Consider the following 21193-nt stretch of genomic DNA (forward strand, 5'->3'; position numbering starts at 1 on the left):
GCACGCCTGTGCGCCCGCTACTCCGCGCTCTCCGCCCGCGTCGCCGCGCTGGAGATCGCGCCGAGCACGCTGCGGGGGCTGCCGCCGGGAGCGACCGCGTCGCCGATGTTCTTCTTGACGCCCTCGCTGACCTGGGCCCAGGACGTCTTGGCGAACGGGTAGAACTGCGAGTTCGGCAGCGCCGCCAGGAAGTCCCGCAGCGGCTTGTGCGCGGCGTCGCTCTCCATCACGGCGGACGCGCTGCCGGTCACCGGCAGCATGTCGTACTCGTCGGCGAAGGCCAGCACGTTCTTGTCGGAGTGCGCGTAGTCGAAGAACGTGCCGATCTGACGGCGGTGGCCGTTCTGCTTGAAGCCCATCATCCAGTCGGCGACGCCCATCGTTCCCCGGGTGGGGCCGTCGATGCCGGGCAGCGGCACCATGCCGACGTCGATGCCCTTCGCCTCGGCCTTCCGCATCAGCGTGGGGTGCCCGTTGAGCATGCCGACATCGCCCTTGGTGAAGGCCTCGAACGCCTTCGCCCGGTCGAGCTCGCGGGGCTCGACGGGGCCGGTGAGCCCCTTGCCGACCAGGTTGTCCTTCAGCCACTGGAGGGTGGCGACGTTCTTCTCGGAGTCGATGTTGTACGCGCCCACATCGTCCGTATAGCCGCCGCCCCCGCTGAGCAGCCACATCATGGTCTCGGCCTGGGACTCCTCCTGGCCGAGCGGCAGCGCGAACGGGTAGCTGACACCGCGCTGCTTGAGCGCCGAGGCGTTGCGCCGGATGTCGTCCCAGGTCTTCGGGGCGCCGAGACCGGCCTGCCCGAAGAGCTTCTTGTTGTAGAAGAGCAGCCGGGTACTGGCGACGAAGGGCAGCCCGTACTGCCTGCCCCGGACCTTGCCCGCCTCGCTCAGCACCGGAAGGAAGTTGGCCTGGGTGCGGATGGCGAGCATCTGGTCGGCGGTGTAGATCTTGCCGGACTTGGCGTAGTCGGCGTACGCCCCTATCTGGGCGATGTCCGGTGCCCTGCCCGCCTTCACCATCTCGGCGACCTTGCGGTCGACGTCCGTCCAGGGGTACACGCTGACGTCGACCTTGATGCCGGGGTTGGCCTTCTCGAAGCCCTCGGCGAGGACGTTCCAGTACTTCTCGGAGGTGTTGGCCGCGCTGGTGCCGTAATCGGCGGCCACCAGTTCGAGCGTGACGTCCCCCGAGCCGGAATCACCCCCGCACGCCGTCAACGCCGCGGTCATTCCGAATGCGGCCATCACCGCGGTCAGACCCATGAAGCGCCGCTGCACAGTCCCGCCCTCCCCATCGATTGCACGCGCTCGATCGCGTCGGTCACGGACATCGGCGCCTCGCGGCACCCCTGTCACATCGCACCGGCGTCCCGTTTGCTTTCGCGCCTCACCACGGCCGCGAATCCGGCACCCGCACGGACGCCATCCGGAAGAACAGCGATTTTCCACCATCTACGCCCAGGAGGTCTACACCACCGGCGTATCGCTTCGGCAACGCACACAAGGGGGACAACCCGGGCCGCCCTCACCAGTGATTTTGTATGGATGCGCAACAAACCACTCTAGTGGACTAGACCTATCGGGGGTCGGCGGGCGAAACTGTCTCCCGTGAGACATGTCATCGCCCTCGATGTGGGCGGCACAGGAATGAAGGCCGCGCTGGTCGGGACCGACGGCACGTTGCTGCACCAGGCCCGGCGGGCCACCGGGCGCAAGCGTGGTCCCGAGGCCGTCGTCGAATCCATCCTCGCGTTCGCCGCGGAACTGCGCGCGTACGGCGAGGAGCACTTCGGCGAGAGCGCCGTCGCCGCCGGGGTCGCCGTGCCCGGCATCATCGACGCCGAGAACGGGGTCCTGCTCTACGCCTCGAACCTGGGCTGGAGCAACGTACCCCTGCGCGCGCTGCTCGGTGAACGGCTCGGCGTACCCGTCGCGCTCGGCCACGACGTCCGGACCGGCGGTCTGGCCGAGGGACGCATCGGTGCCGGGCGGGGCACGGACCGCTTCCTCTTCGTGCCGCTGGGCACCGGGATAGCCGGGGCCATCGGGATCGCGGGCTCCATCGAGGCCGGTGCCCACGGCTACGCGGGCGAGATCGGCCACCTCGTGGTCCGGCCCGACGGCCCGCACTGCAGCTGCGGCCAGCGCGGCTGTCTGGAGACCCTGGCGTCCGCGTCCGCGGTGACCAAGGCCTGGGCCGCCGCGTCGGGCGATCCGGAGGCGGACGCGGCGGACTGCGCGAAGGCCGTCGAGGCGGGCGACCCCCGGGCGGAAAAGGTGTGGCTGGACGCGGTCGACGCGCTCGCCGCGGGCCTGGTCACCGCGCTCACGCTGCTGGACCCCAGCATGCTCATCATCGGTGGCGGTCTCGCCGAAGCCGGGGAAACCTTGTTCACACCACTGCGTGCGGCCGTCGAGGAACGTGTCACGTTCCAGAAACTGCCCCACATCGTCCCGGCGGCCCTCGGGGACACCGCCGGATGCCTGGGCGCAGGGCTGCTCGCCTGGGATCTACTCGCCACGGAGGTATCCGCCTGATGGCCGGACGCGCAGACAGCACAGTTCTCGCAGGGGCCCGGGTGGTACTTCCCACCGGGACCGTCGAGAACGGCCGGGTGATCGTCGAAGGCACCCGGATCTCCGGCAGCTCGCCGGAGGGCGCCCGGACCGTCGACCTCACGGGCCACTGGGTGGTCCCCGGATTCGTCGACATGCACAACCACGGCGGCGGCGGCGCCTCCTTCACCTCCGGCACCGTGGACGAGGTGCTCACGGGCATCCGTACGCACCGCGAGCACGGCACCACCACCCTGGTGGCCTCCACCGTCACCGGCGAGATGGACTTCCTCGCCCAGCGGGCCGGGATCCTCTCCGAACTGGTCGAGCAGGGTGACCTGGCCGGCGTCCACTTCGAGGGCCCGTTCATCTCCCCGTGCCGCAAGGGCGCGCACAGCGAGGAGCTGCTGCGCCACCCGGACCCGGCCGAGGTCCGCAAGCTGATGGACGCGGCACGCGGTACGGCGAAGATGTTCACCCTCGCCACCGAACTGCCCGGCGGCATCGAGTCCGTACGCCTGCTCGCCGAGCACGGGGTGATCGCCGCGATCGGGCACACCGACGCGACGTACGAGCAGACCGTGGAGGCCATCGACGCGGGCGCCACCGTCGCCACGCACCTCTACAACGCGATGCCCGCACTCGGCCATCGCTCCCCCGGCCCGATCGCCGCCCTCCTGGAGGACGAGCGGATCACCGTCGAGCTGATCAACGACGGTACGCATCTGCACCCGGCGGCCCTGGAGCTGGCGTACCACCATGCGGGCGCCGGACGCGTCGCGCTGATCACCGACGCGATGGACGCGGCCGGATTCGGCGACGGCCAGTACCAGCTGGGCCCGCTCGCGGTCGAGGTCAAGGACGGGGTCGCCCGGCTCGTCGAGGGCGGCTCGATCGCCGGCTCCACGCTCACCCTGGACACCGCGTTCCGGCGGGCCGTCACGATCGACCGGATTCCGGTGGACGATGTCGTGCGGTCCATCTCCGCGAACCCGGCCCGGCTGCTCGGCGTGTACGACCGGGTCGGCTCGCTGGACCCGGGCAAGGACGCGGACCTGGTGGTCCTGGACGCGGACTTCGCGCTGAAGGGCGTCATGCGCAAGGGCGAATGGATCATCAAGCCGCAGAACGGGTGAAACCACCCGCCCCGGCCGACAGGCCGAGCACGTAACGAAGAGACGGCGGTTGGCCCCGAGGACTGGGCCGACCGCCGCCTCTTTGGCATGATCGTCAAGGCTTGGCTTCACCGGAAGTAAGCGCGTTCTATCAAGGCACCAAAGGGCCGAGGCACCAAGGATCGGGGGGCGGCGCAGATGATCCTGACCGTCACGCTGAACACCGCGCTCGATGTGACGTACGCCGTTCCGGCGCTCGTCCCGCACACCAGCCACCGGGTGAGCGAGATATCGGAGCGCCCCGGCGGCAAGGGGCTGAACGTGGCCCGGGTGCTCGCCGCGCTCGGCCACGAGACGGTGGTCACCGGCTTCGCCGGCGGCCGCACGGGCGCGGTGCTGCGCGAACTCCTCGCGGGTACGGCCCCGGGGACGCCGCCCACCGGCTCCGCGGCCCCCGCCCCGCGCGACGCCCTGGTCACGGTCGCCGGGAACACCCGGCGCACGCTGGCCGTCGTCGACCGCTCGACCGGCGACACCACCCAGCTCAACGAGCCGGGACCGCAGATCGGCGCCGGTGAATGGGCCGCCCTCGTCGGAACGTACCGGGAACTGCTCACCGGAGCGGACGCGGTCGCCCTCTGCGGCAGCCTGCCGCCCGGGGTCCATGTCGGCGCGTACGCGGAACTGATCCGCCTCGGCCACACCGCCGGGGTCCCCGTGCTGCTGGACACCAGCGGCGAACCGCTGCGCCGCGGCATCGCGGCCCGCCCCGACCTCGTCAAGCCGAACGCCGACGAGCTGGCCCAGCTCACCGGCGCCCGCGAACCGCTGCGCGCCGCCCGTGACGCCCGTCGCCGCGGCGCCCACAGCGTCATCGCGTCCCTGGGGGCGGACGGCATGCTCGCCGCCACCCCCGACGGCGTCTGGCGGGCCTCCCCGCCGGCCGCCGTGCAGGGCAACCCGACCGGCGCGGGCGACTCGGCGGTGGCCGGACTCCTGTCCGGCGTCGCGGAGGGCCTCGGCTGGCCGGACCGGCTGACCAGGGCGGTGGCACTGTCGACGGCGACCGTGCTGGCCCCGGCGGCCGGGGAGTTCGACGGCCCGGCCTACGCCGAGCTGCTGCCGCGCGTCGGCATCGAACGTCTCGCACCCGCGTCCTGAACCGCGCGGACCGGACGACGCGGGCCCGGACGTACGCGGGCCCGGACGACGCCGGGGGCGCGACGCGGGAGTCCAGCACCACTCAGCACAACAGCAAGCAGGGGGCATCATGCCGCTCGTCAGCACCGGTGAACTCGTCTCGGCCGCACAGGCCGAGGGTCGCGGGATCGCCGCCTTCAACGTCATCACGCTGGAGCACGCCGAAGCCATCGCGACGGGGGCGGAGCGCGCGGGTGCGCCCGCGATCCTCCAGATCTCCGAGAACGCCGTGAAGTTCCACGGCGGCCGGCTCTCCGCCGTCGCCGCCGCGGCCGCCGCCGTCGCCCGCGCCTCCACCGCACCGCTCGCCCTCCACCTCGACCACGTCGAGTCCGTCGAGCTGCTGCACCGGGCGCACGGGGAGGGCTTCGGCTCGGTGATGTTCGACGCCTCCAAGCTCCCGTACGACGAGAACGTGAAGGCCACCGCGGAGGCCGTCCGCTGGGGTCATGAGCGCGGCCTGTGGATCGAGGCGGAGCTGGGCAAGGTCGGCGGCAAGGAGGGCGAGGCCCCGCTGGACGCGCACGCCCCCGGTGTACGCACCGACCCGGCCGAGGCCGCCGCGTATGTCGCCGGCACCGGGGTGGACGCCCTGGCCGTGGCGGTCGGCTCCTCGCACGCGATGACCGAGCGCACCGCCGCCCTGGACCACGCCCTGATCACCCGTCTGCGTGACGCGGTCCCGGTCCCCCTGGTGCTGCACGGCTCCAGCGGGGTCCCCGACGCGGAGATCCGGCAGGCGGTCACCTCGGGCATGGTCAAGATCAACGTGGGCACGGCCCTGAACACCGCGTTCACCGGCGCGGTACGGGCGTACCTGGCCGAACACCCGACGGGCGTGGACCCCCGCAAGTACCTCGTCCCGGCCCGCGAGGCGATGGCCGGGACGGTGGCGGGCTTCCTGCGGCTGACGGGCTGACGGTCAGCCGGACCGACGCCCACTGGGCCGCTGCCGCAGGGCGGGAAACGGGGCAGCGCGGGAAACCGAGCGGCGCCGCCCCGGTCCCGTCCCGCAGCGGTCGTCTCCGCTGTGGTACGGGCGCCGGAGGCGGCGCCGCCGAACGCTCTGAACGCTCCGGATCACGCCTTGGGCGGGGTGACCTCGACCCAGTCCAGGATCACGTTGCACTGGTTGCCGTCCTCGCACGAGATCTTGATCTCGTTGTCACCCTTCTGGAGGGTGACCGGCGCCCAGGTGGTCTGCCAGTTCTTCTCCCACTCCGGGTCGGAGGACTTGATGAAGTTCTTCAGTCCGATCGGCTGGGAGTTCGCCTTGCCGTTGACCGTGAGGGTGGCGAAGGCGTCGACCGCCGGAATCGCGTAGCGCACGGTCAGGGCGTACTCACCGGAGTCCGGCATGTTCGCCTTCCAGGTCGCCGAGGCGCCGACCTGGTTGAAGCCCGAGATGTAGGCGCCCTCGGCACCCTGCGCGCCCTTGACCGTCTTCTCGGTCACGGCCGATCCGCCCAGCGTCAGCGTCGCCGCGTCCTGCTTCGGCAGCTCGGCGGGCGCCTCCGGCTTCTTGGACTTCTCGGCCTTCGGGGACTCCTTGACCTCACCGGCGGGCCCCTGCGTCGTCCCGGCCTCGTTCTTCTTCTTGTCGCCGTTGTCGCCGTTGACCAGGGCGACGCCGATACCGATGAGCACGACCGCGACCACGGCGACCGCCGCAATCAGCAGGGCCTTGGTGTTGGGGCCGCCCCGGCCGGGACCGCCGTTCCTGCCGCCGCCGTTGCCGCCCTGGCGCGGGACCTGCGCGGTGGGTCCGCCACCGGGATAGGTCTCGGGGGCCGCGTACTGCCCGTTCGGCTGACCGTACTGCGGGGGCTGCTGGCCGTACGCCTGCTGGTGCGGAACCTGCTGCCCGTACTGGCGCTCGCCGACGGTCCGCACCTGGTTGTACGAGGTTCTGGGCACGCCGGGCTGCGCGGCCGGACCGGGGTAGCCGTAGCCTCCCTGTCCGGGCGGCTGGGCGCCTGCCGCTTGTCCGTCCGCGTACAGGTAGCCGAACGGATCGTCGTCCTCGGGCTTGCTCGCGCCGTTGTTTCCGGCCGTCATCCCTGGGTCACTCCTCACCATGTCGCCAGCCGTCGCCGACCGGCCGAGCCTACCTTGAACGGAGCACCCGCCGAATTTCCCGTGACCCTTCCGGTACGGCGGCACGAGCGGGTGCGGAGCCCGGGAGAAACCGTTCCGTGAACGTCATCCGGCCCTGCGGTGAACCTTCGACCGGGACCGCTTCTCCACGTACATCCGCTGGTCCGCGGAGCGCAGGACCTCTTCCACCGTCATGCCGCACTCGGCCCATCCGATGCCGAAGCTCGCCCCGACCCGGACCGCTCTGCCGTCCACCCGGATCGGCGGGATGATGGCGTTCCGCAGGCGTACGGCCAGGTCGGCGGCGTCCGCCGCGCCGAGTCCGTCCGCGAGCACGACGAATTCGTCACCCCCGAGCCGCGCGACGGTGTCCCCGTCGCGCACACAGGTGGTGAGCCGCCGGGCCACCTCGATCAGCACGGCGTCCCCCGTGTGATGCCCGAAACGGTCATTGATGGACTTGAAGCCGTCGAGGTCGCAGAAGAGGACCGCGAGCCCCTTCGCCCCGTCGTCCTTCTCCTCGTCCGGAGCCGCCGTGTGCACATGGTGGTCGTACGGGCCGACCCCCGGCACCGGGTCCGACTCGTAGCCGTCGGGCTGGAAGCCCTGCGCCCGGGAGGACTCGACGTCTCCGTACGCCGCGTCCAGCGCCTCGATCGCCGTGGTCGCGGTGGAATGCGGACGCTCGCAGATCCGGGCGCTGAGCCGGGACCGGAGCTCGGCGCTGTTGGGCAGCCCGGTGAGCGCGTCGTGCGAGGCACGGTGCGCGAGGTTCAGCTCATTGCGCTTGCGCTCCTCTATGTCCTCGACATGGGTGAGGAGGAAGCGGGGGCCGTCCGCGGTGTCGGCGACGACGGAGTTGCGCAGCGAGACCCAGAGGTACGTGCCGTCCCTGCGTCCGAGCCGCAGCTCGGCCCTGCCCCCCTCGGCCGACGTACGCAGCAGGGTGCCGATGTCCTCGGGGTGGACCAGGTCGGCGAAGGAGTACCGGCGCAGCACGGAGGCGGGACGGCCCAGGAGGCGGCACAGGGCGTCGTTCGTCCGCAGCAGCCTGCCGTGCTGGTCCCCGCCCATCTCGGCGATCGCCATCCCGCTGGGGGCGTACTCGAAGGCCTGGCGGAACGACTCCTCGCTGGCCCGCAGCGCCTGCTGCTCCCGTTCGAGTCTGACCAGGGCGCGCTGCATATTTGCTCGGAGGCGAGCGTTACTGATCGCAATCGCCGCCTGTGATGCATACATCTGGAGGGCTTCGCGCCCCCAGGCGCCGGGGCGGCGCCCGTTGCGCGGGCGGTCGACGGATATGACGCCGAGAAGATCCTGCTTGCCGCCGGACGCGTACATCGGGGCGTAGAGCCGGTCCAGGGGGTGCCACTCGTCCTCGAAGCGGGGCTCGGGGCCCTCGGTGTGCCACTGCGGTACGTCGTCGTCGAGGAGGACCCAGCCCTCGGTGTGGGGTATGAACCGGAGTTCGTCCCAGGCCTCCCCCATGGTCAGCCTGCGCTCCCAGGAGGCGCGGGAGCCGACGCGTCCGGTGATCAGGGCTTCCGCGGCGGCGTTGCCCGCGAAGGCGGCGATGACGAGGTCGCCGTCGGGCCGGACGAGGTTCACACAGCCCAGTTCGTAGCCGAGACCGGCGACGATGCCGTCGGCCACGGTCTGCAGCGTGTCCGCCAGACTCCGCGCCGTATTGAGATCAGCGACGGCCTGGTGCAGCTGCCGCATGGTCGCAAGACGAACGTACGGTTCCGACTCGGCCTCCATTGCTCGCACTCCCCGAGACCTCGACAGCAACTCCAGGTTTCATATCGACGTACTTGTTGTAGTGTCACGCTCACTGAATCACAGTGAGCTGTGCACTCGGTACACAGGGTCAACAAATACTGGACTCTGTGACTCAAGTCACAACAGGTGATGAAGGGTTCCCAGTGACTCCCCGGACCCTCTCATCGTTTTCTTGAACGCAAATCTGTACGTTGCACAGACCCCCGGCACAGACCCCCCGCTCCGGCAGCGTGCCCCCGACGGCCCCCTCCAGTCCTCGTCGTTCCGGAGTCCTAGGACCCGGCTGGTCCCCTGGCCCGATGCGGCCGTCCGGCGCCCGCGGCTAGCGTGCACGGTGTGTTGCAGACAAAGCCCCCTTCCCCGCGCCCCGAACCCGTCCCCCATGCTGAGGGGGTGAGCAACGACGAGTTCCGTGCCGCCCTCGCGCGGCTGGCCGCAGGAGTGGTGCTGGTCACCGCGCAGGAGCCACCGCTCGACGAGCACGGCCGGGGCGAGGACGTCGGGATGACGGCGACCGCCTTCATGTCGGTCTCCCTGGACCCGCCGCTGGTGATGGTGAGCCTGCGCAACGACTCCCGGATGGACGACCTGCTGGCGGAGCAGCCGCTCTGGGCCGTCTCCGTACTGGCGGGCAGCCAGCGGCACATCGCGGGCCGGTTCGCCATGAAGGGCCGGATCAGCGACCGGCTGCTCTTCGAGGACATCCCCTACGTCCGGGGAGAGGTGACGAACGCCCCCCTGGTCGGCGGAGCGCTGGCGACCCTGGAGTGCCGTACGGAGCAGCGCGTCCTGGCCGGTGACCACACGCTGGTGATCGGACGGGTGATGACGGCGGCCCTGCCGAGCGCGGACGGCGACCCGCTGACGTACTTCAGGGGGCGCTACCGCCAGCTGGACTGAGGGCCGACGGGCTGAGGCCTGGCCTGGCCTCCGCTGAGGCCGGGCTGAGGCCCGAGTGGCGGCCTCGCTACCAGTCGCGGCCCGAGTGGCGGCCTCGCTACCAGTCGAGGCCCGAGTGGCGGCCTCGCTACCAGTCGCGGCCCGAGCGCCCGCGCTTCGTGTCCCCGCGCTGCTTCTTCTCCCGCAGCCTGCGCTCATTGATCCCGCGCGGGATCCTGCTCTTGCGGCGCGGCTTGGGCGGCGGCGCCGTGGCCTCGGCGAGCAGGGAGGCGAGCCGTACGGCGGCCGTCTCACGGTTGCGCCACTGGGAACGGTGCTCGGAGGCCCGTACCGCCACCACGCCGTTGACCAGCCGGCCCGCCAGCCGCTCCAGCGCCCGCGCCTTCCACACCTCGGGCAGCGCCTCGGTCGCCGCCAGATCGAAGCGCAGCTCCACCTGGGAGTCGCTGGTGTTGACGTGCTGACCGCCCGGCCCGGAGGACCGCGAGAAACGCCACATGAGCTCGGCCTCCGGCAGGGAGACCGAACCGCGGATGACATAGGGCCCGGACATGACACCCATGTTCCCCGCCCCGCGGCCCGTACGTCACCTTCTTTTGCCATACGCGTGCGACGCATTGCGTCGGAACCTCGGCAAAGAAAGTAAAGGGACCAGGAACCTCGTGGTCCATTGCCTGCGTTATGACGGGTGACGGTAGCTTTCGTGATGGCACGAAGCCCGTACACGACGAGGAAAGGGACTTCCCATGGCAGTAAGCCTGTCCAAGGGCGGCAACGTCTCGCTCACCAAGGAGGCACCGGGCCTTACCGCCGTCACGGTCGGCCTCGGCTGGGACGTCCGCACCACCACCGGCACCGACTTCGACCTCGACGCCTCGGCGATCGCGGTCAACCCGGCGGGGAAGGTCGTCTCCGACGGCCACTTCGTCTTCTTCAACAACAAGTCGACGCCGGACCAGACCATCGTCCACACCGGTGACAACGTCACGGGCCAGGGCGAGGGCGACGACGAGCAGATCAACGTCAACCTGGCGGGTCTGCCGGCCGACGTGGACAAGATCGTCTTCCCGGTCTCCATCTACGACGCCGAGAACCGCAGCCAGAATTTCGGCCAGGTCCGCAACGCGTTCATCCGCATCATCAACCAGGCCGGCGGCACCGAGATCGCCCGCTACGACCTGAGCGAGGACGCCGCCACCGAGACCGCCATGGTCTTCGGCGAGCTCTACCGCAACGGTGCCGAGTGGAAGTTCCGCGCCGTCGGCCAGGGCTACGCCTCCGGCCTGCGCGGTATCGCCCAGGACTTCGGCGTCAACCTCTGACGCGTTCCTGACCATTCCACGGGAGCCCCCGGCCACCACCCCGGCCGGGGGCTCCCGTGCGCCGTCGGTGCCGGCGGCGGGGGCGCGTGCCATCGACGCCGGCGGGGAAAGCGCGTGACGTCGGCGACGACGGCGGGAGCCCGTGGGCGGCGCGTAGGGTGCGCCGCATGATCATCGAACCGCTGGGTCTCGGCGCGGGGCCCCACGACATCCCCGGTCCGCTGCTCACCGAACTCACCGCGCTCTACGCGTCCAACCGGGCGTTCCAGCAGTTGAGCGGCGACTTCCCGGACCCGGACGACATCCGCCCCGAGCAGGTCGCCGCCGCACTCGCGGACGAACTGGCCCACCCCGACGCCGAGGTGCTGCTCGCCCGCGCGGAAGGCGCCCTCGTCGGCGTCGCCGTGACGCTCGCCCACCATCCGGACCCGGCCGACCCGGACCCGTGGATCGGGCTCCTGATGGTCGACGCCGGGCAGCACCGCTCCGGGTACGGGCGCCAGTTGGCCCGGCTCGTCGAGGACCGCTTCCGCGCGGCGGGGCGCGACGGCGTACGGATCGCGGTCCTGGAGAACAACCCCCGGGCGCTCGCCTACTGGACCGCGCTCGGCTACGAAGTCATCGGTCATCGGCCGGACCGTCAACTGGGCCGCCCCTGCACGATCCTGCGCACATCGCTGCACCCTCCCAAGTCCACCGAATAACGGACACACAGGTACCCCAGTCGGACAAGAACTGGTCAAAAACTTGTGAGGCAATTGTCAGCACACCGTCAAAGACGGTCATTCGGTGGCACGCTCTCCGCTCGTAGTCCCCCCACAGGACGACCAACGGAGAACACACATGAACCCCCACATGAACACCCGTCGTGCCGCGGCACTCGCGGCGGTCGCCGCCATGGTGGTCGCGGGCGTGCAGGCAGGTTCGGCCGTCGCCACTCCCGGCGACAGCGACTCCTCGTCGCGTACGGCCTCCGTCTCCGCCTCCGCGCTCGGCGTGAACACCGCGGCGCAGCGCGGCACGGCCATCAAGTCCGCCCAGGCGGACGCGGCTTCGGCGGCCGAGGCCCTCGGACTGGGCGGCCGGGAAAAGCTGATCGTCCGTGATGTGATCAAGGACGCCCAGGGCACGGTGCACACCCGCTACGAGCGCACCTACGCCGGACTGCCGGTCCTCGGCGGCGACCTGGTCACCCACGTCGCGGGCAACGGCAAGCTCAAGAGCGTCGACAAGGCGACCAAGGCGCCGATATCGGTGCCGTCGACCACGCCGAAGGTGAAGAGCGCCGCAGCCGCGCGCAAGGTGATCTTCGCGGGCAGCGGCAAGCCCGTCCTCGCGTTCGAGACCGTGAAGACCGGTGTGCAGAAGGACGGCACGCCCAGCAAGCTGCACATCATCACGGACGCCATCACCGGCAAGAAGCTGCACTCCTTCGAGGCCATCGAGACCGGCACCGGAAACAGCCAGTACAGCGGTGAGGTCGAACTGACCACCACCCAGGGCGACTCCGGTTTCGAGCTCACCGACGGCGAGCGCGGCGGCCACAAGACGTACGACCTCAACCAGGGCGAGAGCGGCACCGGCGACCTCGTCACCGACGACGACGACACCTGGGGCGACGGCACCGGCAACGACCGCCAGACCGCCGCGGTCGACGCCCACTACGGCGCCGCGAAGACCTGGGACTTCTACAAGACCGCGCTCGGCCGCGACGGCATCGCGGGCGACGGCAAGGCCGCCTACTCCCGGGTCCACTACGGCGACGCGTACGTCAACGCGTTCTGGGACGACAGCTGCTTCTGCATGACGTACGGCGACGGGGCCGACAACAAGAGCGCCCTCACCGCCATCGATGTCGCCGGTCACGAGATGAGCCACGGTCTGACCGCGGCCACCGCCAACCTGGACTACTTCGGCGAGTCCGGCGGCCTCAACGAAGCGACCAGCGACATCCTCGGCACCTCGGTGGAGTTCTTCGCGGACAACACCACGGACGCCGGGGACTACCTCATCGGCGAGAAGATCGACATCAACGGCGACGGCACCCCGCTGCGCTACATGGACAAGCCCAGCAAGGACGGCGGCTCGGCCGACTACTGGGACGCCGGCGTCGGTGACCTGGACGTGCACTACTCGTCCGGTGTCGCGAACCACTTCTTCTACCTGCTGTCCGAGGGCAGCGGCGCCAAGACGATCAACGGCGTCGACTACGACTCCCCGACCGCCGACGGCTCGACGGTCACCGGTATCGGGCGCGAGAAGGCCTACCAGATCTGGTACAAGGCCCTTTCCGTCTACATGACGTCCTCCACCGACTACGCGGGCGCGCGCGTCGCGACCGAGAAGGCGGCGACCGACCTGTTCGGCGCGGACAGCGCCGAGCTCAAGGCCGTGGGCGACGCGTGGACCGGCGTCAACGTCAAGTGAAGTGAAGCGGGACGGTCAGCGGCTGTTCCACGGCTGCTGAGTGAGTGACATGCGGTGGGAGCCGGTCAGCCCTCGGGCGGCCGGCTCTCGCCGTACAGCCAGGTGTCCCACAGCTCCGTCAGGTCCTGGCCGCTCTCCTCCTCCACGTACGCGGTGAAGTCCTCGGTGGAGGCGTTGCCGTGCCGGTGGGCCTTCGCCCACCCGGCGATCAGGTCGAAGAACGCCTCGTCGTCGTCCAGGGCCAGCCGGATCTCATGGATGACCATCGCCCCGCGCCCGTACACCGGCGGCTCGGAGAGATCGGCGGCGGACGGCGGTTCGGCGGGCGGGAAGGCCCAGTTGTCGTCGTCCTCGAAGGCCTCGTCGAAGCTGTCCTGAGCCGGGATGTCCTCGTAGTCCTCCAGCCAGATCCACTCCGCGTACGTCGCGAAGCCCTCGTTCAGCCACATGTCCTGCCAGGTCCGGGGCGTGACGGAGTTCCCGAACCACTGGTGGGCCAGCTCATGGACGAGGAGCCCGGTGTCGGGCGGACCCGGGAAGTACGGCCGGTTCTGGGTCTCCAGGGCGTACCCGGCGTCGTCCCGGCGGTCGATGACCACGCCGGTGGAGCCGAAGGGGTACGGGCCGAAGTTCTCCGCCCCCCACTCCATGACCTCGGCGAGCCGGCCCAGGGCCGGGGCGCTCGCCTCCGCCACCTCCGGGTCCACGGCCGTGAACACCGCGACGCCGTCCGCGGTGACGGACTCCTTCGTGTCGAACTTCCCGATGGCGACGGTGGCCAGATAGCTCGCCATGGGCTCGGGTGTGTGCCAGCTGAACGTGGTGCGGTCCCCGGCCGTGCGACGTGAGGTCAGTTCCCCGTTGGAGACGGCCGTCAGCCCCTTCGGCACGGTGACCTCGATGTCGTACGAGGCCTTGTCGCTCGGGTGGTGGTTTCCGGGGAACCAGGCCGGGGAACCGGCCGGTTCGCCCAGCGCGACCGAACCGTCCGCCGTCCGCAGCCAGCCCTCCTCTGACCCGTCCGCGTCGGTGATGGTCAGCGGGGAGCCCGAGTAGCGCACGACCGTACGGAACGTGCGGCCCTTGCGCAGCCGGTCCTCGACAGCGGCGGCCGGACGCAGCGTCAGCTCCTTGCCCGCGCGGTTGACGGCGGCCGGGTGCCCCTCGACGGTGACGCTCTCCACATCGAGCCCGGCGAGGTCGAGGTGGAAGGCGCTGAGGTCCTGGGTGGCGCGGGCGGTGATCTCGGCCGTCCCCCGAAGCCGGTGGGCGACGGGGTCGGCGTCGAGCGTCAGGCCGTAGTGGGTGACGTCGTAGCCGCCGTTGCCGAGTCTGGGGAAGTACGGGTCGCGCAGCCCGGCGGCGCCGGGGGTGCCGGTCACCCCGCCGCCGCCTCCCGTGCACGCCGAGCCGAGGAGGGCGAGCGCGAGCGTCAGCGCGACGACGGGCATGGTGCGTCGTACGGGGGTTCGCCGCCCTGCCGCGGGCTGCCCTGCCGAGAGCCGCCCTGCCGCGGGATGCCGGGCTGCGGGCTGCCGGGCCGGGGGTCGCCGTGCCGGTGTTCGCTGATCCACACCGATGATCCTATGTGCGGAATGTCGGAGTCGGCGGGCGGTCAGAGAACGGCGATGCCCAGGGGACGTTCACCTGCGTCGATCCGGACCGGTGCGGCGTACCCGTCCCCGTCGTCGTGGAGGTCGACGACGGTGATGCCGTTCCAGTAGCCGTCGCGGGTGAAGCCTCCCGTGACGTACGCCGTACGGCCGTCCCGCGACACCGCCACGTCCTCGTGCGGTCCCTCCAGCGGAACGACGCGCTCCTCGCCGTCCGGGGTGCGGACGGTGAGGGAGGGGGCCTCGTCATCGGCGGCGATCGGGCCGGTGCCGACGACGAGGAGAGTGCCGTCGGGGGCGAGCGCCGCTCCGTGCTGGTGCGTGTCGGCGGTCATCCGCTCGATCCGCACCTTGCCGGTGCGCGGGTCCAGGACCGCGAGCCGCTCGCCCTCGAAGGGCAGGAGCAGCTTTCCGTCCGCCGGGCGTACGACGGCGTAGTGCGGCTTCAGCCAGGAGCCGAGACCGCCCTCGGTGCCGTACGGGGCGACCTCCATCCGCCGCGGCTCCAGCGTCCCCGTGTCCACCGCCGTCACATCGAAGGAGTCGTGGCCGGTGGCGTACACCTCACGGCCGTCGGGCGAGACGTCCACGTCGAAGGGGCGGCGGCCGACGGGCACGGTGGCGGTCACCTCGCGGGTCGCGGTGTCGATGATCTCCAGCGTCCCGTCGCCGCCGGGGACGTTGACGCCGACGTAGATGTGCCTGCCGTCGGGGGCGAGGGCGATGCCCATGCCGCCGCCCCGGTATTCGCCGGTCGTGGCCGGGCCGCTCTCCGTCTCGTACGGGACGAGGGCCGACCGGGTCCGGGTCGCGGTGTCGATGACGGCGACCCCTTCCGCGGTCGCCACCCAGGCCCGCCCGTCCTCACCGACGACGAGCCCGTACGGGGCGGTGCCGGCCTTCACCTCGGCGATCGGGCCACGGCCCCCGCCGGGCTCCGGGTCGACGAACGTCACGGTGTCGCTGCCGAAGTCGGCGACGAGGAGGGTGCCGCGCGGGGTCCTGCCGGGTCCGTCCGGGGCGGGCGAGGCGGGCGAGGCAGGCGAGGCGGAGTCCTTCGCCGCACCGGACGAGCCGGCCGCCGAGCCGGGTGCCGTGTCGCTCGCCCTGTCGCTCGCCGAGTCGTCGGCCGTACCCGTCGCGTCCGTCGCGCATCCGGCGAGCACGGCGGCGGCCGCGAGCGCCGGTACCGTCCGGCGGACGCCCTTCCGCGCGCTCCTCCGGGCGGTCTTCCGCGCGCCCTCCCCGGCGGTCCGCGCGCTCTCCCCGGTCACCGGTCGTCCCGGAGCAGTGCCACGATCTCCACGAAGCCGCGCCGCTCGGCGTGCTCCAGGGCGGTGACGCCGTCACCGTCCGGCAGACCGGGTGTCGCCCCGGCCGCCAGCAGCAGCTCCACGATCTCCTGGTGCGCCCGGCCGCCGTCACCGAGGATCACGGCTTCCAGCAGGGCGGTCCAGCCGAGCCGGTTGACGTGGTCGACGTCGATGTCCGTGGCCCGGAGCACCTCCCGTACGTACGCGACATGGCCGCGTTCGGCGGCGGGGATGAGCGAGATGCCGCCGAACCGGTTGCGCAGTGTCAGATCCGGATCCGCCGGAAGCAGCGCACGCAGCATCGCGACGCTTCCGGTCACACCGGTCGCCAGCCAGGGGCTGTCCTCGCGCCGGTCCTGGGCATCGGGGTCGGCGCCCGCCGCCACCAGCAGCCGGGCCGCCTCCACATGGTCGCCGAGGACGGCGAGGAGCAGCGGGGTGCGCAGTTCCTCGTTCCGGGCGTCGACGCGTGCGCCGCCCCCGATCGCGGTCCGCACTCCGTCGGTGTCGCCGGTGCGTGCGGCGGTGAGCAGGTCGTGATCGGGGGCGTTCATGCGTCTCTCCGTACGTACGTGGGTGCGGTTACTTGGCGAGTGCGGCGACGCCCGCCTCGGCGAACTTCTCGTCGAGGTCGCCGCTGGGGGCGCCGGCCACGCCGATGCCCGCCACCGGGGCACCCTTGACCTGCACCGGGGCACCGCCCGCGAGGAACAGGGTGCCAGGGATGTCCTTCAGGTTCGGGGCCTGCTCCAGGCGCTTGGCCAGCTCGGAGGTGGGCGCGTTCCAGGAGACGGCGGTGTACGCCTTCTTCACGGCCGACTCGGGGGACTGCGGGCCCGCGCCGTCGCCGCGCAGGGTCACGATGGTGTTGCCGTTGCGGTCGACGACGGCGACGGAGACGCGCTGGTTCTCCTTCTGCGCGGCGTCGAGGGTGGCCTGCGCGGCCTTGGTGGCGGCGGCCACGGTCAGGTGGGTGCTCTGCTGGAGGTTCCGGTCGGCGGTGTCGGCCTTGACGGCGGCGGCGGGGGCGGCGGCCGGAGTGGAGGCGTTCGCGGACATCGCGCCGAAGGTTCCGGCACCCAGGGCGGCGGCGGCAACGGCACCGGTCAGGACGCGGGTGCGCAGCGACATCTTCTTCATGGTGGGCTCCTTGGTGGTTCCGGTGGCCCCGGGGGCTCCGGTGGCTCTGCGGGGCGAGCGGGCCGGTCGCCGTTTCGCTCTGATGTCGATCCTCCGGCCGGATCCGGGCCCGCACCGTCGGCATACCGGCTGGAACGGACGCGCGGCTCGGCTGACGGCCCCATCGGCCGATCGGTTGATGCGGGGGTGGTCGCTTCGGGCCACCATGGAAAGGTCTGCGCAGGTCAGCAGAGGTCATCAGAGGCCGACGGAAGTCGGCGGAAGTCGGCAGGCCGTTCGCCGGATCCATCGCCATCGGCAGGAAGTGCGAGGTACGAGGTGCAGCAGCACGGCGAGCCGACGCCCCCCGGCCGGTACGCCGCCGACCCCGGCCCAGGCCCCGGCCCCGACGCCGACCGGTACGCCGCCGGCCCATGCCCGGACCCCGACGCCGGCCGGTACGCCGCCGGCCCCGACCCCGACGCGCGATGGCTCGCGTTTCTCATGCACGCCGCGTTCTTCCTGCTGCTCGGCGCCTCGCTCAGCCGGTTCCTGATGCGGCACCCGGGCGAGGACCGCACACCGTGGGTCATCGCGCTGTCGGTCACCCTCGCCGTGCTCTACCTTCTGGGCCCCGTCCTCGGCTCGCGCCCGACACCCCGCAGGCTGACCTGGCTCGGGGTCCTCGTCGTCGTGTGGATGGTGCTGGTCGTTCTCGCGCCGAGCTTCGCGTGGTGCGCGGTACCGCTGTTCTACACGGGGCTGCGGCTGCTTCCGCCGCGCGCCGCGATCGCCCTGGTCATCCTGCTGACCGCGTTCGTGGTCGCCGCGCAGCTGCGGCTGGCGACGGGCTTCGACCCGAATCTGGTGCTCGCCCCGCCCGCCGTCGCGGCCGTGGCCACCGCCGTCTTCGTCCATATGCGGCGTCAGGCCGTACGCCAACGGGAACTGGCCGCACGGCAGCGCGAACTGATCGACGACCTGCTGCGCACACGGCGCGAACTGGCCGCCACCGAGCGCCGCGAAGGCACCCTCGCCGAACGTCAGCGGCTCTCCATGGAGATCCACGACTCCCTCGCACAGGGCCTCTCCAGCCAGCAGATGCTGCTCCAGGCCGCCGACCGCACCTGGGACAACGACCCGGCCGCCGCCCGCCGGCACGTCCGGACGGCGACCGGCATCGCGGAACGCAATCTCGCCGAGGCCCGCCGCTTCGTCCACGATCTGGCCCCGGCCGACCTGGCGGAGGGCGGCGGCCTGGAGGCGGCCCTGTACGCGCTCGCGGCCCGTGAGACGGCTCAGGCGCAGGGCGCACTCGCCGTCCGCTGCCACGTGGAGGGCACCGCGCACACCCCGCTGCCGGACCGGGTGCAGTCGGCGCTGCTGCGGATCGCCCAGGGTGCCCTGGCGAACGTACGGGAGCACGCGGGGGCGACCGCGGCCGGGCTGACCCTGACGCACCTGGACGACCGGGTGGTCCTCGACATCGCCGACGACGGCCGCGGCTTCAGCCCGCCCGCTCCGGGGCTCCGCCCGCCGGCCGGTGTGCGCGGGCACGGGCTGCCCGCGATGCGGGCCCGGGTGCGGCAGCTCGGCGGAACGCTCACCATCGAGTCGGCACCGGGCGAGGGAACGGTGCTGTCGGCAGCGGTCCCCCTCACCCCCGTACCGCAGAACGCCCCGGAGGAATCCGCATGACCGCGACCGTACGCATCCTGCTCTGCGACGACCACGCCGTCGTACGCGCCGGGCTGCTCGCCCTGCTCGGCAGCGAACCGGACATCGAGGTCGTCGGCGAGGCGGGCAGCGGCGAGGAGGCCGTCGCCCTGGCCGCCGGACTCGCCCCGGACGTCGTCCTGATGGACCTCCAGCTGGGCGCGGGCATCGACGGAGTCGAGGCCACCCGCAGGATCGCCGCGGCCGGCTCCGAGCCGGGAGCCGGCACCGCGCATGTGCTGGTCCTCACGACGTACGACACGGACGCGGACATCACCCGCGCGATCGAGGCGGGCGCCACGGGCTATCTGCTGAAGGCCGAACGCCCCGAGGAACTGTTCGCCGCGATCCGCTCGGCGGCCCAGGGCCGCACGACGCTCTCCCCGCCGGTGGCCAGCCGGGTCATGGCCCGGATGCGCAAACCGCTGCCCACCCTCACCGAGCGCGAACTCGACATCCTGGGCCAGCTCTCGCAGGGGCTCGGCAACCGGGACATCGCCCGCGCCCTGTTCATCAGCGAGGCCACGGTCAAGACCCACCTGGGCCGCATCTACGACAAGCTCGGCGTCGACACCCGCGCGGGCGCGGTCGCCGTGGCGAAGGAACAGCGGCTGCTGCCGTAGGGGCTGTCCCGGTCGTGTCGGTCCCCCGTCATCGGGCATGACACCATCGACCACGTGCTCGACATCGGCTACTCCCTCTCCCGGCGCTTCCCGGACCCCCCGCAGACCGACTACCGCCGCGCGGACGTCCATGCCCTGCGGCACGATCTGTTCTCCGGTGACGTCTACCTCGCGGACACCAAGGCGGACCGTGAAGTATCCACAGCCTGGGGATGGGTTCCGGTGCTCGACTTCGCGTGGGCGCTGTGCGACATCGTCGAGCGGATCGACCAGGACCCGCGGGGCAACCGCTCACACCGTGAGCAGTACGCCGAGCTGGACTTCACCGAGTCCACGGACCGCATGATGTTCGCGCGCCGTTTCGGCTGGGTCGACGTCGAGGCCGACTGGATGCCCGGCGACGAACCGCCGCTCACCTTCAGCCACTCCCTCCTGCGGCGCGAAGCCCGCGACTTCCTGCACGACCTGATCGCCGACCTGGGCGACATGCACGACGGGCTCACCGAGAACCCCGTGATCTGGGACCTCCAGGCACGCTTCCCCCGCCTGTGACCACCCGCGGGCCGCGCGACCGCCCGGCCCGCGGCGTCCTCACGCCTCCACCCGCACCCCGATCTGCGCGGCGAACGCGGGTGCCAGCTCCATCAGCTGAGCCGGGCTGATCACCGCACCCGCCAGCCGCTCCACACCCCGGGCGATATCCAGCTCCGCAACCGTCCGCAGGTCCACCGACTCCATCCGTACGGAGCTGAAGTCGGCCCGCTTCAGCACACAGTCCCGGAACTCCACCCGCACCAGCTGCGCCTCACCGAAGTCCGGCTCGGACAGCACACAGCCCTCGAACACGACGTCCTTCAGCCGGGCCTTCCGCAGATTCAGGTAGTCGATCTTCCCGCCGCGCACCACCACCCGCTCCAGCACCGCGCCGTGCAGCTGCACCCCGCCCAGCCGGGCGTCCACGATCTCCACATCCCGCAGCGAAGCCCCCGCGAGATCGGTGCCCACACCCCGTACCCCCGTGAGCACCGAGTCGATGAAGCGGGCTCTGACCAGCTCCGTACGGTCCAGGGCGCAGCCGTCCAGCGCGCAGTCCATGAAGCGGGCCCCCGGACCCGCTTCGTCGGCGAGGTCCACCGCCTCGAACCGCACACCGTCGTAGTCCCCGTCCGGCTCCAGCCCCACCCCGTCGTACGGAACGAGCGGCGGCAGCCGCACCTCCGGCCGACGCGCCGCCGTCAGGGTGTCCTTCTTGCCTCTGGTCCTGCCCGCACTTCCTGCCATGACCCCATCGTGACGCACACCACTGACAACGCCCGACCGGCAGGCGAACGGGAACCGGGTTGACCTCAAGAGCACTTGAGGTCACAGAGTGGGGAGCGCCCACAGCACACGACTCCGGGGAGAC

The 21193-nt window shown here is 71.5% G+C and carries 20 protein-coding genes; 11 read left to right on the plus strand and 9 right to left on the minus strand.

Annotated features, from left to right (window positions below; genetic code table 11):
* Positions 1-17: 17 nt before the first annotated feature.
* Positions 18-1268, minus strand: coding sequence for an ABC transporter substrate-binding protein (locus tag OHA98_RS36825; RefSeq protein ID WP_266932595.1), 1251 nt, complete (start codon positions 1266-1268; stop codon positions 18-20).
* A 345-nt stretch (positions 1269-1613) separates the two neighbouring features.
* Here OHA98_RS36825 and OHA98_RS36830 point away from each other — a divergent pair, with 345 nt between their 5' ends.
* From OHA98_RS36830 to OHA98_RS36845, 4 genes are all read left to right on the plus strand, one after another.
* Positions 1614-2543, plus strand: a complete 930-nt coding sequence (locus tag OHA98_RS36830; RefSeq protein ID WP_266932118.1) for an ROK family protein — start codon at positions 1614-1616, stop codon at positions 2541-2543.
* On the plus strand, positions 2543-3697 hold the full coding sequence (gene nagA, locus OHA98_RS36835) for an N-acetylglucosamine-6-phosphate deacetylase (RefSeq protein WP_266932119.1): 1155 nt from the start codon (positions 2543-2545) through the stop codon (positions 3695-3697). Before OHA98_RS36830 ends, nagA begins: the two co-directional genes overlap by 1 nt.
* Positions 3698-3874: 177 nt before the next feature.
* Positions 3875-4837: a 1-phosphofructokinase family hexose kinase gene (locus tag OHA98_RS36840; RefSeq protein ID WP_266932121.1), complete on the plus strand. Its 963-nt coding sequence runs from the start codon at positions 3875-3877 to the stop codon at positions 4835-4837.
* Positions 4838-4946: 109 nt separating this feature from the next.
* Positions 4947-5795, plus strand: coding sequence for a class II fructose-bisphosphate aldolase (locus tag OHA98_RS36845; protein ID WP_266932122.1), 849 nt, complete (start codon positions 4947-4949; stop codon positions 5793-5795).
* 161 nt (positions 5796-5956) lie between these two features.
* On the opposite strand, the gene OHA98_RS36850 is transcribed toward OHA98_RS36845, so the two are convergent.
* Positions 5957-6934, minus strand: coding sequence for a CBM35 domain-containing protein (locus OHA98_RS36850; protein ID WP_266932124.1), 978 nt, complete (start codon positions 6932-6934; stop codon positions 5957-5959).
* Positions 6935-7078: 144 nt separating this feature from the next.
* The gene (gene cdgB / locus OHA98_RS36855; RefSeq protein ID WP_266932125.1) at positions 7079-8734 is read right to left on the minus strand and encodes a diguanylate cyclase CdgB; all 1656 of its coding nucleotides are present in this window, start codon (positions 8732-8734) and stop codon (positions 7079-7081) included.
* Between the two features lie 414 nt (positions 8735-9148).
* On the opposite strand from cdgB, the gene OHA98_RS36860 reads away from it, so the two are divergent.
* Positions 9149-9655, plus strand: a complete 507-nt coding sequence (locus tag OHA98_RS36860; RefSeq protein ID WP_266932126.1) for a flavin reductase family protein — start codon at positions 9149-9151, stop codon at positions 9653-9655.
* A 127-nt stretch (positions 9656-9782) separates the two neighbouring features.
* On the opposite strand, the gene arfB is transcribed toward OHA98_RS36860, so the two are convergent.
* Positions 9783-10217, minus strand: coding sequence for an alternative ribosome rescue aminoacyl-tRNA hydrolase ArfB (gene arfB / locus OHA98_RS36865; RefSeq protein ID WP_266932128.1), 435 nt, complete (start codon positions 10215-10217; stop codon positions 9783-9785).
* 184 nt (positions 10218-10401) lie between these two features.
* Between arfB and OHA98_RS36870 the strand changes: the two genes are divergently transcribed.
* The 3 genes from OHA98_RS36870 to OHA98_RS36880 all read left to right on the plus strand — a co-directional run bounded on the left by OHA98_RS36870 (position 10402) and on the right by OHA98_RS36880 (position 13404).
* Positions 10402-10977 (plus strand): TerD family protein, encoded by a 576-nt coding sequence (locus tag OHA98_RS36870; protein WP_266932130.1) that lies wholly within the window; start codon positions 10402-10404, stop codon positions 10975-10977.
* A gap of 167 nt (positions 10978-11144) precedes the next feature.
* A complete protein-coding gene (locus OHA98_RS36875) occupies positions 11145-11681 on the plus strand; it encodes a GNAT family N-acetyltransferase (protein ID WP_266932131.1) in 537 nt (178 codons plus the stop codon).
* Positions 11682-11820: 139 nt separating this feature from the next.
* Complete coding sequence (locus OHA98_RS36880; RefSeq protein WP_266932132.1) at positions 11821-13404, plus strand: M4 family metallopeptidase; 1584 nt, start codon at positions 11821-11823, stop codon at positions 13402-13404.
* Positions 13405-13469: 65 nt separating this feature from the next.
* Here OHA98_RS36880 and OHA98_RS36885 read toward each other — a convergent pair whose 3' ends face one another.
* From OHA98_RS36885 to OHA98_RS36900, 4 genes are all read right to left on the minus strand, one after another.
* Positions 13470-14855: a M1 family metallopeptidase gene (locus OHA98_RS36885; RefSeq protein WP_266932133.1), complete on the minus strand. Its 1386-nt coding sequence runs from the start codon at positions 14853-14855 to the stop codon at positions 13470-13472.
* Between the two features lie 164 nt (positions 14856-15019).
* Positions 15020-16291: a YncE family protein gene (locus tag OHA98_RS36890; RefSeq protein WP_266932135.1), complete on the minus strand. Its 1272-nt coding sequence runs from the start codon at positions 16289-16291 to the stop codon at positions 15020-15022.
* On the minus strand, positions 16288-16884 hold the full coding sequence (locus tag OHA98_RS36895; RefSeq protein ID WP_266932136.1) for an ankyrin repeat domain-containing protein: 597 nt from the start codon (positions 16882-16884) through the stop codon (positions 16288-16290). The genes OHA98_RS36890 and OHA98_RS36895 overlap by 4 nt, the downstream gene beginning before the upstream one ends.
* Positions 16885-16912: 28 nt before the next feature.
* Entirely contained in the window at positions 16913-17470 is a 558-nt protein-coding gene (locus tag OHA98_RS36900; protein ID WP_266932137.1) for a heme-binding protein, read from the minus strand.
* Between the two features lie 318 nt (positions 17471-17788).
* Between OHA98_RS36900 and OHA98_RS36905 the strand changes: the two genes are divergently transcribed.
* From OHA98_RS36905 to OHA98_RS36915, 3 genes are read left to right on the plus strand one after another with little or no spacing between them, the layout of a single operon-like run.
* Positions 17789-19147: a sensor histidine kinase gene (locus OHA98_RS36905; protein WP_266932139.1), complete on the plus strand. Its 1359-nt coding sequence runs from the start codon at positions 17789-17791 to the stop codon at positions 19145-19147.
* Positions 19144-19788 carry a response regulator transcription factor gene (locus OHA98_RS36910; protein WP_266932140.1) on the plus strand — a complete coding sequence of 215 codons (645 nt, stop codon included), beginning with the start codon at positions 19144-19146 and terminating at the stop codon, positions 19786-19788. The genes OHA98_RS36905 and OHA98_RS36910 overlap by 4 nt, the downstream gene beginning before the upstream one ends.
* A gap of 54 nt (positions 19789-19842) precedes the next feature.
* Positions 19843-20340 (plus strand): hypothetical protein, encoded by a 498-nt coding sequence (locus tag OHA98_RS36915; RefSeq protein ID WP_266932142.1) that lies wholly within the window; start codon positions 19843-19845, stop codon positions 20338-20340.
* A gap of 39 nt (positions 20341-20379) precedes the next feature.
* Here OHA98_RS36915 and OHA98_RS36920 read toward each other — a convergent pair whose 3' ends face one another.
* Positions 20380-21069 (minus strand): pentapeptide repeat-containing protein, encoded by a 690-nt coding sequence (locus OHA98_RS36920; RefSeq protein WP_266932143.1) that lies wholly within the window; start codon positions 21067-21069, stop codon positions 20380-20382.
* Positions 21070-21193 lie beyond the last annotated feature (124 nt).

This window comes from Streptomyces sp. NBC_00654, from assembly GCF_026341775.1.
In the GTDB taxonomy this organism is placed as follows: Bacteria; Actinomycetota; Actinomycetes; order Streptomycetales; family Streptomycetaceae; genus Streptomyces.